Annotated in this window: 11 protein-coding genes and 1 pseudogene; 5 read left to right on the top strand and 7 right to left on the bottom strand. The window is 72.8% G+C overall.

Features of this window, described 5'->3' with window-relative positions; genetic code table 11:
• Window positions 1-3 precede the first annotated feature (3 nt).
• The 4 genes from BR98_RS24220 to BR98_RS42615 all read right to left on the bottom strand — a co-directional run bounded on the left by BR98_RS24220 (window position 4) and on the right by BR98_RS42615 (window position 4,400).
• On the bottom strand, window positions 4-2,031 hold the full coding sequence (locus tag BR98_RS24220) for an SPFH domain-containing protein (protein WP_051970151.1): 2,028 nt from the start codon (window positions 2,029-2,031) through the stop codon (window positions 4-6).
• 74 nt (window positions 2,032-2,105) lie between these two features.
• The gene (locus BR98_RS24215) at window positions 2,106-2,738 is read right to left on the bottom strand and encodes a hypothetical protein (protein WP_324606688.1); all 633 of its coding nucleotides are present in this window, start codon (window positions 2,736-2,738) and stop codon (window positions 2,106-2,108) included.
• A 190-nt stretch (window positions 2,739-2,928) separates the two neighbouring features.
• Complete coding sequence (locus tag BR98_RS24210; RefSeq protein WP_035847484.1) at window positions 2,929-4,155, bottom strand: PP2C family protein-serine/threonine phosphatase; 1,227 nt, start codon at window positions 4,153-4,155, stop codon at window positions 2,929-2,931.
• Complete coding sequence (locus tag BR98_RS42615) at window positions 4,089-4,400, bottom strand: isoaspartyl peptidase/L-asparaginase (protein ID WP_407639537.1); 312 nt, start codon at window positions 4,398-4,400, stop codon at window positions 4,089-4,091. Before BR98_RS42615 ends, BR98_RS24210 begins: the two co-directional genes overlap by 67 nt.
• A 69-nt stretch (window positions 4,401-4,469) precedes the next feature.
• On the opposite strand from BR98_RS42615, the pseudogene BR98_RS24205 reads away from it, so the two are divergent.
• From BR98_RS24205 to BR98_RS24190, 4 genes and pseudogenes are all read left to right on the top strand, one after another.
• Window positions 4,470-4,910 (top strand): annotated as a pseudogene (locus BR98_RS24205) (GlxA family transcriptional regulator); the annotation flags it as partial.
• A 17-nt stretch (window positions 4,911-4,927) separates the two neighbouring features.
• Window positions 4,928-5,551 (top strand): isochorismatase family protein, encoded by a 624-nt coding sequence (locus BR98_RS24200; RefSeq protein ID WP_035847482.1) that lies wholly within the window; start codon window positions 4,928-4,930, stop codon window positions 5,549-5,551.
• A gap of 106 nt (window positions 5,552-5,657) precedes the next feature.
• Entirely contained in the window at window positions 5,658-6,443 is a 786-nt protein-coding gene (locus BR98_RS24195) for a class I SAM-dependent methyltransferase (RefSeq protein WP_035847481.1), read from the top strand.
• 47 nt (window positions 6,444-6,490) lie between these two features.
• Window positions 6,491-7,321 (top strand): isocitrate lyase/PEP mutase family protein, encoded by an 831-nt coding sequence (locus tag BR98_RS24190; RefSeq protein ID WP_035847478.1) that lies wholly within the window; start codon window positions 6,491-6,493, stop codon window positions 7,319-7,321.
• A gap of 32 nt (window positions 7,322-7,353) precedes the next feature.
• Here BR98_RS24190 and BR98_RS24185 read toward each other — a convergent pair whose 3' ends face one another.
• A complete protein-coding gene (locus BR98_RS24185; protein ID WP_035847477.1) occupies window positions 7,354-8,118 on the bottom strand; it encodes an ArsR/SmtB family transcription factor in 765 nt (254 codons plus the stop codon).
• 33 nt (window positions 8,119-8,151) lie between these two features.
• Window positions 8,152-8,364 carry a hypothetical protein gene (locus BR98_RS39610; protein WP_157537915.1) on the bottom strand — a complete coding sequence of 71 codons (213 nt, stop codon included), beginning with the start codon at window positions 8,362-8,364 and terminating at the stop codon, window positions 8,152-8,154.
• A 115-nt stretch (window positions 8,365-8,479) separates the two neighbouring features.
• Between BR98_RS39610 and BR98_RS24175 the strand changes: the two genes are divergently transcribed.
• Window positions 8,480-10,924 carry a helicase-associated domain-containing protein gene (locus tag BR98_RS24175; RefSeq protein WP_051970150.1) on the top strand — a complete coding sequence of 815 codons (2,445 nt, stop codon included), beginning with the start codon at window positions 8,480-8,482 and terminating at the stop codon, window positions 10,922-10,924.
• Window positions 10,925-10,937: 13 nt separating this feature from the next.
• On the opposite strand, the gene BR98_RS24170 is transcribed toward BR98_RS24175, so the two are convergent.
• Window positions 10,938-12,350, bottom strand: coding sequence for an amino acid permease (locus tag BR98_RS24170; RefSeq protein WP_051970149.1), 1,413 nt, complete (start codon window positions 12,348-12,350; stop codon window positions 10,938-10,940).
• Between the last annotated feature and the right edge of the window lie 195 nt (window positions 12,351-12,545).

Here is a 12,545-nt window from a genome sequence, read left to right as displayed (position 1 = left end):
CGCTTACTTGCCCGTGCCGTTGACGAGCAGCGCCGGATCCGCGGGCAGCGTGCCGCCGGCCGCGGCGCCGGCGAGCATCCGCTGCAACAGGGCCAGGTTCCACGGACCGCCGGCCGCCAGCGCGCGCAGCACCTCCGTCGCGTCCTCGCTGAAGCTCTTCTCACCGCTCAGCCAGTCCGCGCCCAGGGCCCTGACGGTCTCCGACCCCTGCACCACCCCGTCGATGCCCTTGCCGAAGGACACCGCGCCGACCAACCGCTCCAGGAACACGCTGTCGCCGCCGACGATGTCGATGTCCGCGCTCTCCAGCCCTGCGGCCAGCACCGCGGCCTGCGCCTCGGCGACCTTGCTCTGGACTTCCAGCGCGGCCAGCCGGACCTCCTTGTCCGCGGCCAGGCGCAGCCGGAACTCCTCGTGCGACCGGGTGACCTCGTCGAGCGCGGCCATCGCCGCGGCCTTCCGCTCGAGTCCGACGGCCTCGCCGAGCAGCCGCTCGCGGATCCCCGTGGCCTCCGCGTTCGCCTTGCTCTCCGCCACCACGGCCTCGGCCAGGCCGACCTTCTCGATCGCGTCCGCCTTCTCCTTCAGGCCCGCCGCCTCGCCCTCCAGCCGGGCCCGCACGCCGGCGGCCTCGGCCATGGCCTGACGCTCCGCCACCTCGGCCTGGGCCAGTCCGGCGGCCCCGGCCAGGGCGCGCTCGCCCTCGGCCCGGCGCACGTTGGCGGCGGCCTCCAGCTCCGCGCTCTTCTGCCCGGCCTCGGCCAGCACCACCTGCTCCTTGGCCCGCAGGTGCGCGGCCTGCTCGGCCGCCTCGGCCGCCTTGATGTCCTTGACCAGCTGCTCCTGCGCCTCCGCCTCGGCGGCGATGATCACGCTCTGCCGAGTGCGCTCGGCCTCCTGGACCACCCGGACCCGCTTGATCTCCTCCTCCTGCTCCGCGACCGTGCGCTCCACGGCGATCCGCTCGCGCACCACCTCGGCCACGCCGCGGCGCTTGACCTCGACCTCCTTCTCCACGTCGGCCTGGGCCAGCTGGACCTCGCGCTCGCGGTTGACGACCTCCAGCATCCGGTCCTTCTCGATCCGCTCGGTCTCCACCGCGAGCACCCGCTCCCGGTTCTTCTCGGCGACCGCGATCTCCCGCTGCTGGTTCTCCCGCTGCACGCCGAGCAGTTCCTCGGTGCGCAGCAGTGCGCTGTGCGACTTGAGCCGCTCCTCCTCCTGCACCGTGGCGGTGGCGGCCTCCTCCTGGGCCCGCAGGGTCTCGATCCCCTTGCGCTGGCGGATCTCCGCCTCGGCCCGGCGCCGCTCCAGCTCCAGGACGGCTTCGCGGGCGTCCACGTCCTGGCGGGTGATCTCCATCTCCTCGTTGCGCTGGAAGTCGTTGGTGCGGATGTGCTCCAGCGCGGTCAGCTCGGTGATCTTGCGGATGCCCTGCGCGTCGAGGATGTTCGTGGGGTCGAGTTGGGACATCGGCGTCTGTTCGAGGTGGTCGATCGCGGCGTCCTCGAGGTGGTAGCCGTTCAGGTCGGTGCCGATGGCCGCGACGATCCGGTCCCGGAACTCCTCGCGGTGGGTGTAGAGGTCGGCGAAGTCGAGCTGCTTGCCGACGGTTCGCAGGGCCTCGGCGAACTTGGCGCTGAACAGGGTCTGCAGCGTCTCCTGGTGGCTCGCCCGCTCCGTGCCGATCGCCTGGGCGACCTTGATGACGTCCTCGACGGTCTTGTTGACCCGGACGAAGAAGGTGATCTGGATGTCGGCGCGGATGTTGTCCTTGCAGATCATGCCCTCGCGGCCGGTCCGGGAGATCTCGATGGTCTTCACCGAGATGTCCATGACCTCCGCGCGGTGCAGCATCGGCAGGACCAGCGCGCCGGTGAACGTCACGTCGACGTTCTTGGGCCGGGAGACGATCAGGGCCTCGCCCTGGACCACCTTGCGGAACAGCCGGCCGAAGAGCAGCAGCGTGCCCAGACCGATGAGCAGGAGGACGGCGACGAGCACACCGATACCGATGGTGACGACAGACATGGCTGTTCCCTTGGACGACCTTGCCGCGAATGAAATGGGTGATCAAGCAGAGGAGTTGACGGCCTGACGGTGTGTCAGCCGGTGACCGGCGGGGCGGGCATGACCCAGAAGAACTCGCCCTCGGCGTCGTAGTCGTAGATGAGCGCGGACGCCCCGGCCCGAAGCACGCCGCCCGCCGCTGCCGCGTCATCACGGCTCTGGCGGACCTGCACCACGGCCGAGGAGCCGTCGGCCGCGTGGACCTCGGCCTGCCCGAAGTCGGGACCGACCCGCCCGGTGCGGATCACGCAGCCGAGTCCGACGAAGTCCCGGCGCGATGGCGGCGGGGCCGGCTCGGGCATCAGCCGCCGCAACGGCCAGACCAGCAGCCGGGCACCCGCCCAGCCGCCGACCAGCGCCACCGGCAGCAGGAACCAGGCCCCCTGGGTGCCGAGCCAGGCCTGCCCGGCCAGCGCGGTGAACCAGGCGAAGGCCACCACGAGCGAGACCGCCACGGTGATCGGCACCCCGCCCAGGCCGGCCACTCGCCGCAGTCCGGGATGCCAGTGACGTCCGGCGCCGTGGCCGTGGCCGTGCCGCCCCCCGCCGTGGCCGTGGTGCCCCCCGTGGCCCGGATGCCCCCCGCGTGCTCCGTGGACATGCGCGCCGCCCACGAGTACCAGCATCCAGTAGCCCACCACCACGACCAGCGCGAAGGTGAAGAGCACAGTGGGATACCCCGTGACCGCCCCCAGAAAGCCACGCACTGTGCTCGCCCGCCTTCGCACTCCCCCGACGGCCACACTCCGTGAGCCGCAGGCGCAATGGTGGCGCCGCAGTCGGCAGTCGCGCACTGCATGATCCCGGCAGTCTTAGCGGTCTCTTAACGTCCGGGTTCAGCTCACACTGCACGCGTCTTCAGAGCCGGACGATGACCAGCGCGGTGTCGTCGGTCGCGCCGCCCAACGGCAGCAGGGCGTGCAGCAGGGCGTCGGCGAGGGCTTCGGGGGCGAGCTCGCGGTGGCGGGACAGCGAGTCGGCGAGGCGGGCGAGGCCGGTGTCGATGTCCTCGCGGCGGCGTTCGACCAGTCCGTCGGTGTAGAGCACCAGGGTGTCGCCCTCGGTGAACGCGACGGCGGCCTGGGGACGGGGAACCGGCTCGGGGCGGGCGCCGAGCGGGGGGTCGGTGGCCTGGTCCAGGAACTCGACGCTGCCGTCGGTGTGCAGCAGCGCGGGCGGCGGATGACCGGCGCTGCTGTACGCGATGGTGTGCGCGTCCCAGTCGATGTGCGTCTCCACCGCGGTGGTGTTCGCGGCGCCGTCGACCGAGCGGGCGTACAGGCCGAGGACGTCCAGCGCCTGCGCGGGGCCGTCGGCGACCAGTGAGGCCGCGCTCAACGCGCTGCGGAGCAGACCCATGACACAGGCGGCGCCGAGGCCGTGGCCGACGACGTCGCCGACGGCGACCCCGATCCGGTCGCCGGGCAGGTCGACCAGGTCGTACCAGTCGCCGCACACGTTCAGCGAGCCCACCGCGGGCCGGTAGCGGACGGCGGCCCGGTGGTGGCCCACCGGCCTCGGGGCGGGCAGCATCGCCTCCTGCAGGGCGAGAGCCACCTCGCGTTCCCGGGCGTGGGCCTTCCGCAGCCGCTCGTTGACCTCCTGCAGCTCGCGGGCCCGGGTGTAGAGCTCGGCCTCCAGCACCCGGGCCCGGGTGCCCTCCGGGCCGCCGCGGGCCTTGATGAGCTCGGTCACCTCCTCCACCCGGTGCACGATCAGGACCACCCGACCGTCCGGCCCGAGCACGGGGGCGTTGACCGGACTCCAGTACCGCTCCGTCCAGGTGCCCGGCCGCTCGGTGGACTCGACGTCGTACCGCTGCAGCGCCATGGCGTCGCGCTCCCCGGTTTCCAGCACCCGGACGAGCGATGCGCGTAGATTCCGGGCACCGGTCGCCGCGGGGTCGTTCGGGTTGTCGGGGAAGACGTCGAACAGGTAGTGGCCGATCAGCTCCTCACGGGTGCGGCCCGACAGCCGCAGGAACTCCTCGTTCACGTCGGCGTACGCCAGCTCCGGGGTCAGCAGCGCCACCATGCCGGGCAGGGCCTGGAACATGGCCGCGTAGTCGATCTCCGCGCCTTCCATGCTCCGCCCGCCTCACCGTGCGCCACCTCTCGTGGTTCAACGATAGGAGCCTCTTCCGCTACTCCGCGATGCCGCGGGTCAGCAGGACGACGGTGACGAAGGTCCGGTAGGGGCGGATCGGGTCCGGTGCAGGCGGCGCCGCCGGCCCGCAGGTCGCACCAGTTGCCCGCGCCGGGGATCGCCGAGTCGCCGACCCGGCCCGGGTACTTGAACGGGTAGCCGGAGGTCGAGACGCCGACGCACAGCTCCCCGGAGGCGTCCAGGGCGATGATGTTGATGGTGCCCCAGGGGCCCTCGTGCGGGGCGAGCCGGCGGACCAGGGCGAGGACCTCGCCCTCGCGGTGGCCCGGCAGTTGGTGATGTACCTCAAACGCCAGGGCGGCCAGAGCCAGTTCTCGGTGCCGCTCAGCCGGACCGCCTCCGACCGCCGGGACATCGACGAACTGCGGCTGTGGATCGCCGACCACCTCGACGAAGACCTGTCCGCGGCGGCCCTGGCCGCCCGGATGTGCCTGAGCGAACGGCACGTCGCCCGGGTGTTCAAGCAGGAGACGGGCACCAGCACGGCCGACTACGTCCAGGCCGCCCGGGTCGAGGCGGCCCGCCGACTGCTGGAGAGCACCGACTGCCCGCTGGAGCAGGTCGCCACCGTCGCGGGCTTCGGCTCCGCCGAGACCCTCCACCGCGCCTTCCGGCGGCAACTCGCCACCACCCCCGCGGCGTACCGCCGCCGCTTTCGTATCCAGTCCAACTGACCTTCGAAAGGCTTCGGATGAGCACGAATCAGCCCTCCAGCACGCTGCGCGACGTGAGCGGCCTGGACAACCGGCCGCCACGCCTCGGCGAGTCCGCCCTGATCATGATCGACTTCCAGAACACCTACCGCACCGGCGTGATGGCCCTCGACGGTGCCGAGGAAGCCCTCGCCGCCGGCGCCCGCCTGCTGGCCCGGGCCCGCGCCGCCGGCATCCCGGTCGTCCACATCGTCAACGACGGTGGCGAGAACACCCCGTACGACATCCGCGCCCGGATCGGGGCGATCAGCGAGGAGGTCGCTCCGGCCGAGGGCGAGCCGGTCGTGGTCAAGCAGGTCCCCAACGCCTTCCATGCCACCGAACTGGAGAAGACGCTGCACGGCCTGGGCTTCGAACCGGGCAGCGGCAAGGACCTGGTGCTGGCCGGCTTCATGACGCACATGTGTGTCAACTACACCGCCCAGGGCGCCTTCCACCTCGGCTACCGGCCCACCGTCGTCGCCGAGACCACCGCCACCCGCGCGCTCACCGCCCCGGACGGCACCGTGCTGCCCGCCGCCGCCCTCCAGGTCGCCGCCCTGACCACCGTCACCGACCTGTTCGGCATCGTCGTCCCCACCGTCGACGTCCTCCCCGCCTGAGCAGCGGATTCCCGTCAGGGGGTGGGGTCGCCGGGGAGTGCGGCGGCGCGGCGGCGGGCGCCGAAATTCGGCGCGAGGAGATCTTGGAACTGGCAGGATCGGGCAGATGAACGAGGATCAGCATCCGGCGGCAGCACGGACCTTCGAGGAGCTGGTGGCCGAGGCCGAGGCGGCCCCGGTGGCGGGATGGGACTTCTCCTGGCTCGACGGCCGGGCCACCGAGCAGCGGCCCTCCTGGGGCTACCAGCGACTGCTCGGCGAGCGGCTGACCCGCGTCCAGGCCGCACTGGACCTGCAGACCGGCGGCGGCGAGGTGCTGGCCGGGGCCGGCGGCCTGGCCCCGCTGACCGTGGCCACCGAGGGCTGGCCGCCGAACATCGCCAAGGCGACCCGGCTGCTGCACCCGCTCGGGGTGGCCGTGGTGGCGGACCAGGACGAGCCGCCGCTGCCGTTCGCCGACGAGGCCTTCGACCTGGTGGTCAGCCGCCACCCGGTGACGGTGTGGTGGGAGGAGATCGCCCGGGTGCTGCGCCCCGGCGGCAGCTACTTCTCCCAGCAGGTCGGCCCGGCCAGCGTCTTCGAGCTGGTCGAGTACTTCCTCGGACCCCAGTCGGAGCAGGTGCGCCGGGCCCGGGATCCGGAACTCGCCCGACAGGCGGCGCAGGCGGCCGGCCTGGAGGTGGTGGACCTGCGGTACGAGCGGCTGCGCACCGAGTTCCACGACATCGGCGCGGTGGTGTACTTCCTGCGCAAGGTGATCTGGATGGTCCCGGGCTTCACCGTGGACCAGTACCGGGAGCGGCTGCGCGAACTGGACCGGCAGATCCGGCGGGACGGGCCGTTCGTGGCGAGCACCGCGCGGTTCCTGATCGAGGCCCGCAAGCCTGCCTGACCGAAATCCGCCGGACAGCACCCGCCCACAGCTGGTGAACTGACGCCATGACGAACCAGCACGACAGAGCCCTCGCCTTCCACGCCCTGCACCAGGCCGCCGCCCCGCTGGCCCTGGCCAACGTCTGGGACGCCGCCGGCGCCCGGATCGTCGCCGCGGCCGGCGCCCCGGCCGTCGCCACCACCAGCGCCGGTGTGGCCTGGGCGCTCGGCGCCCAGGACGGCGGCAAGCTCGGCCGCACCCTCGCCCTGGAACTGACCGCCCGGGTGGTGGCCGCCGTGGAGCTGCCGGTCACCGCCGACATCGAGGACGGCTACGCGGACAGCGCGGCCGGCGTCGGCGAGACCGTCGCCGGGGTGCTGGCGGCCGGCGCCGTCGGCATCAACCTGGAGGACGCCGACCGCACCGGCCGGGCTCCGCTGCGGCCGGTGGACGAGCAGGCCGAGCGCCTGGCCGCGGCCCGGGCGGCGGCCGACGCCGCCGGGATTCCGCTCTACCTCAACGCCCGGATCGACACCTATCTGCGCGCGGTCGGCGACCCGGCGACCCGCCGTCAGGAGACCCTGGACCGGGCGGCCGCCTATGTCGCGGCGGGCGCCAGCGGGGTCTTCGTCCCCGGTCTCACCGACCCGGCCGAGCTGGGCGCGCTCACCGAGGCGCTGTCGGTACCGCTGAACGTGCTGGTCGGACCGGGCGCGCCGAGCGTCGCCGAGCTGGGCAAGCTCGGCGTGGCCCGGGTCAGCCTCGGCTCGGCGGTGGCCGAGAGCGCCTACGCCGTGGTCCAGCGCACCGCGCGCGAGCTGTACGCGACGGGCACCTACGACGAGCTCGGGGAGGCGATTCCGTACGGGGAGCTGAACGCCCTGCTGCACGGGTGACGACGGACTGACGACGGACTGCTGACTCTCCGTCAGCTGCCGTACCGCAGCGAACCCGGGGTGGTGAGCAGCTGGCCGGTCTCCAACCAGGTCTTCAGGCCGGAGAGGATCATCGGCCAGCCGCCGTACAGCTCGTCGTTGGCACCCTCGCGCAGGTGGTCGTGGGTCACCAGGAGTCGGCAGGAGTCGCCGACCGGCTCGATCTCCCAGGTGACCCGCGACGTGCCCTCGCTCTTCACCTCGTCGCTCCACAGCGCCACCATGCTCTGCACCAGCTTGCGCGGCGGATCGATCTCGATGATCTCGCCCTCGCCGAGCGGCACGGGCGTGCCGTCGGGCGCGGTGGCGTTCATCTCGTAGCGCGAGCCCGGCCGGTAGTCGGAGGTGACCCGGGCGCCGAAGTTGTACCTGGCCCGGATGTCGGGGTCGGTGATCGCCTCCCAGAGGCGTTCGGGGGTGGTGCGGATGTAGATCTCGAAGACCTTCTGCATCGGACTCTCCAGTCGGCTCTTCAGGTCGCTGAGCCCAGCGGCCCAGGGCTGCGCGTACTTGCTCACCCAGCGGTCGTGCACCAACCGGATCGGGACGGGGTTGAGGAAGTGCAGCTTCTCCCGGCCCTGCCGGCGGGTGACCACCAGGCCTGCCTCCTCCAGCACCTTGAGGTGCTTCATCACGGCGAAGCGGGAGGTCTCGAACCGGGCCTCCAGCGCGCTGAGGGTCTGCCCGTCCTCGCGGAAGAGCTCGTCCAGCAGGCTTCGCCGGGTGGGGTCGGCGAGGGCCTTGAATATCAGGTCCACGTTTTCGAGAATAGGTGACCTTTTGGTCACATGTCAACGGATCCACCCCGGTGCGGGGATCACGGCGGGGATCACGGCGGGGATCGCGGCGGGGATCACGGCGGGGATCACGGCGGGGATCGCGGCGGGGATCACGGCGGGGATCACGGCGGGGATCGCGGCGGGGATCGCGGCGGGGATCGCGGCGGGGATCTTGGCGAACCCGCCCCACGGGCCGCACCGCGCACTAGACTGACGCACAGTCACATAGCCGTCGCAGCCTGCAAGGCTGTCAGGTCGCGCGCCGTCGCGTCGAGCGAGGTGAGCCGTCATCACCAGCACCGAGTCATCCCCTGCACCGCCCACCGAACTCCTCGCCTGGTTGGCCGGCCTGGACCTGGAGCAGCTCTACCGCCTGCTGCGGGCCCGGCCGGACACCGCCGTGGAACCGGCCCCGCGCACGTTGGCCGAGGTGGCCGAGCGACTGGTCCGGCCCGGCTCGGCGGGTGTGGTGCTGCGCCGGCTGCCGGTGCCATGCCTGCAGACGGCCGAGGCGCTGGTCGCGCTCGGCCCCCGCGCCGGCCGCCACGAACTGGCCCGGCTGCTCGACGCCACCGGGGGCGAGCGGGCCGCCGGCCTGGACACCGCGCTGCAGGCGCTGGCCGGGCAGGGGCTGGCCTGGCCCGACGAGCACGACCGGCTGCATCCGAACCCCGCGCTGCGGCAGATCTGGCCCAGCCCGCTCGGCCTCGAAGCACCGGTGGCCGAACTGCTCGCCGAGGCCACCTCGGAGGAGCTGCGCTCGATACTGCTGCTGCTGGACCAGCGGGTGCCGGTGACCAAGCAGCAGCGGCTGGCCACGCTGACCGACCACTTCGCCGATCCACGGCGGCTGGACGCGGTGCTGGCCGACGCCCCCGCCGGGGTGCGGCCGCTGCTGCTGGAGCACGCGGAGACGGCCCGCGCGGTGTTCTCGCCCTCCGGCGAGGTGGGGCGGGCGGCGAGGTGGGCGCGCGAGCGCGGGCTGCTGGTCCGGGCGCACCACGGGTACGGGCCGGCCCGGGTGCCCGCCGAGGTGACCTTGGCGCTGCGCGGTCCGTCCTGGCACGCGCCGTTCGACCCGGTTCCGCCGGAGCCCGAACTGGTCCCGGTCGGTGCGGCCGAGGTGGCCCGCGAGGCGGTCTCGGCGGCCACCGCGTTCACCACCCAGGCCGCCGCGGTGCTGGCCGAGTGCGCCCTGCACCCGGTGGCGCTGCTCAAGTCCGGCGGGGTCGGGCCGCGCGAGCTGGGCCGGCTGGCCAAGACGACCAGGTGCTCGGAGACGCTGCTCCGGCTGGTCCTGGAGTGCGCGCTCGCGGCGGGGCTGCTGGTCGGCGCGGGCGGCGGCCCGCCCACCGGCAACCGCACCGCACACCTGCCGCGGACCACCCGGCGGGCCGCCGACCTGGAGGCCGAGGACGGGCCGCTGGCGCTGACACCGCAGTACGACAGCTGGCGCGAGGAGGATCCGGCCCGGCAGTTCGTCGCCCTCGCGGCCGGCTGGCTGACGCTGCCGTTCACCCCGACCGCCGTACTGGACAAGGACGGCAAGTCCTGGCCCGCGCTGGTCACCCGGGCGCCCAGCCCGAGCTGCCGGCACGCCCGGCGCGGCCTGCTGACGGCCGCCGGTCGGCTGCCCGCCGAGCGGGGCGCCGCGCGCGCCGCCGGGCTCGGCCGACTGGTCGCCTGGCACCGGCCGCTCTGCGACCAACTCCCGCAGGAGCCGGCGCCGTTCGCCACCGTGATCCAGGAGGCCGAGCTGCTCGGCGTGGTCGCCCGGGGCACCCTGTCGCCGCTCGGCGCGGCACTGGCCGGGCACTCGGCGGAGCAGCCGCAGGGCCTGCTGGACTGCGCCCGCCGGCTGCTGCCGGGCGCGACCGAGCGGGCCAGGCTCGGCACCGACCTGACGGCGGTGGTGGCCGGTCCGCCGGGCGGGCGGCTGACCGCACTGTTGGACGCCGCCGCCGACCGGGAGTCGCACGGCACCGCCTCGGTCTGGCGGTTCACCGCCGGCAGCATCCGGCGCGCGCTGGACGGCGGGCGCTCACCGCAGCAGCTCACCGCCGAACTGCTCGCGGTCGGCGGGGTGGAGCAGCTACCGCAGCCGCTGAGCTACCTGATCGGCGACACCGCCCGCCGGCACGGCCGGGTGCGGGTGGTCGCCCCGGGCAGTGTGCTGTACGGCGAGGATCCGGCCCTGCTGGCCGAACTGCTCGCGCACCGCCGCCTCGCCTCGCTGCGACTGCGGCTGATCGCCCCGACCGTGCTGGTCAGCGCGACCGGCCCGGAGGCCACCTTGGCGGCGCTGCGGGCCGAGGGCTACGCGCCGGTCGAGGAGGGCGCCGACGGCACGCTGCTGCTCGAACGGGCCGGCACCGAGCGGGCGCCCGCGGTGCCACCGCAGCGCAGCGGCCCGGTCCGCTCGCCGCGCACCGGACGGGCACTGCCGTCCAGCGCCGACCTGCGCGAGCTGGCCGGCCGGTTGTTCACCGTCCCCGGCGGTCCGGCGGCGGCCTACGGCAAGCCCGACGAGCTGACCGAGGAGGAACTCGCCCGCGAGACCCCGCGGTTGATGGGCTCCTGCGTGAGCCGGCTGGCCCGCGCGATCCGCGCCGACCAGCCGATCACCATCGAGTACCTGGCCGGCGCCGGCGAGGTCGTCGAGTACGACGTCTGCGACCTGGCCCTCGACCCGCCCTTCCTGCACGCCCGCCGGCTCGGCAGCGAGGACCGGCTCGCGCTCTCGCTGGCCTCGCTCTACACCGTCCTGCCGATCGACCGCTTCTAGGGCCTGTCCGGTGCTAGTCCGCCAGCGCGGCCCGGGACTTGCGGCGGGCCTCCACCACGCGGGCGGCGACCAGCACCACGGCGGCCGCGACCAGCGAGAGGATCATCTGGATCCGCCCGTCGTGGTCGGTGAACATGTAGGCCACCACGAAGCCGATCAGGCCGATGGTGGCCCAGGTCAGGTACGGGTAGAGCCACATCCGCACGGTCAGCCGCTCGGGCGCCTCGCGCTCGATGATCCGGCGCATCCGCAGCTGCGAGAAGCAGATCACCAGCCAGACGAAGAGCGCCACCGCGCCCGAGGAGTTCAGCAGGAACTGGAAGACGGTGTCCGGCGAGGTGTAGTTGAAGAAGACCGCGACGAAGCCGAAGACCACCGAGGCCAGGATCGCCGTGCGCGGCACACCGCGCGAGGTCACCTTGGCGAAGGCGGCCGGCGCGTCGCCGCGCTGCCCGAGCGAGAAGGCCATCCGGGAGGCCGTGTACATCCCGGAGTTGAGGCAGGAGAGCACGGCGGTGAGCACGATGACGTTCATCAGCTGGGCCGCGCCGGGGATCCCGACGTGCTCCAGCACCGCGACGTACGGGCTGCCCGCGACCTTGGCGGAGTCCCACGGCAGCAGGGTGACCACCAGCAGGATCGAGCCCAGGTAGAAGATGCCGATCCGCCAGATCACGCTGTTGGTCGCCTTGCTGACGGCCCGCTCCGGATCTTCCGACTCGCCGGCCGCCAGAGTGACGATCTCGCTGCCCATGAAGGCGAAGACCACGGTGAGCATGCCGGTGAAGACCGCGCCGACACCGTGCGGCAGGAATCCCCCGTGGCCGAACAGATTGCTGGTGCCGACCGCGTGGGTGTCCGGCAGCAGCCCGAACACCGCCAACGCTCCGACCACGATGAAGGCGGCGATCGCGACCACCTTGATTCCGGCGAACCAGAATTCGAACTCGCCGTAGGAGGCGACCGAGAACAGGTTGGTCGCGGTCAGCACGGCCATCACCAGCAGGGCGAAGGCCCACTGCGGCACGCTCGGCACCCAGCCGTTGAGGATCTTGGCGCCGGCGGTGGCCTCCACGGCCAGCACCACGACCCAGAAGAACCAGTACAGCCAGCCGATGGTGAACCCGGCCCAGCGGCCCAGCGCCCGGTCCGCGTAGGCGGAGAAGGAGCCGCTCTGCGGATCGGCCGCGGCCATCTCGCCGAGCATCCGCATCACCATCACCACCAGCACGCCGGCCAGCGCGTAGGAGAGCAGGATGCCCGGTCCGGTGGCCGCGATGCCGGCGCCGGAGCCGACGAAGAGCCCGGCGCCGATCACACCGCCGATCGCGATCATGGACAGATGACGGTTCTTCAATCCGGCCTGGAGCTGGTTGTCCTCCTGCTGCCGGGGAATTTCTGAGCGCTTGGTGGTGTCCGTGCTCATGGGGATACCGCCTCTCCTGCGCGGTTGGGGATGCGCCACGCAACGGCAGGAAAAGGTAGCCCGGAAGTCCGGCGCCAGTAACCCTTTACCGGAAATCCCCGTCAATTATTGAGGATTATCTGAGGTACCGCCGAGTAGATTCCCGGAATTATCTCCTCCGCAGTTCCGCCGTCCTGGCCCGCCGGTCCGTCATGA

It is taken from the genome of Kitasatospora azatica KCTC 9699, assembly GCF_000744785.1.
In the GTDB taxonomy this organism is placed as follows: domain Bacteria; phylum Actinomycetota; class Actinomycetes; order Streptomycetales; family Streptomycetaceae; genus Kitasatospora; species Kitasatospora azatica.
Note: the sequence above shows the minus strand (reverse complement) of the source record. Positions and strands in the feature narration are given on the sequence as shown.

Coding starts and splice junctions, on each gene's coding strand:
- BR98_RS24220 (WP_051970151.1), bottom strand. CDS start 2,031: ATGTCTGTCGTCACCATCGGTATCGGTGTGCTCGTCGCCGTCCTCCTG.
- BR98_RS24190 (WP_035847478.1), top strand. CDS start 6,491: ATGACGAACCAGCACGACAGAGCCCTCGCCTTCCACGCCCTGCACCAG.
- BR98_RS24195 (WP_035847481.1), top strand. CDS start 5,658: ATGAACGAGGATCAGCATCCGGCGGCAGCACGGACCTTCGAGGAGCTG.
- BR98_RS24200 (WP_035847482.1), top strand. CDS start 4,928: ATGAGCACGAATCAGCCCTCCAGCACGCTGCGCGACGTGAGCGGCCTG.
- BR98_RS24170 (WP_051970149.1), bottom strand. CDS start 12,350: ATGAGCACGGACACCACCAAGCGCTCAGAAATTCCCCGGCAGCAGGAG.
- BR98_RS24210 (WP_035847484.1), bottom strand. CDS start 4,155: ATGGAAGGCGCGGAGATCGACTACGCGGCCATGTTCCAGGCCCTGCCC.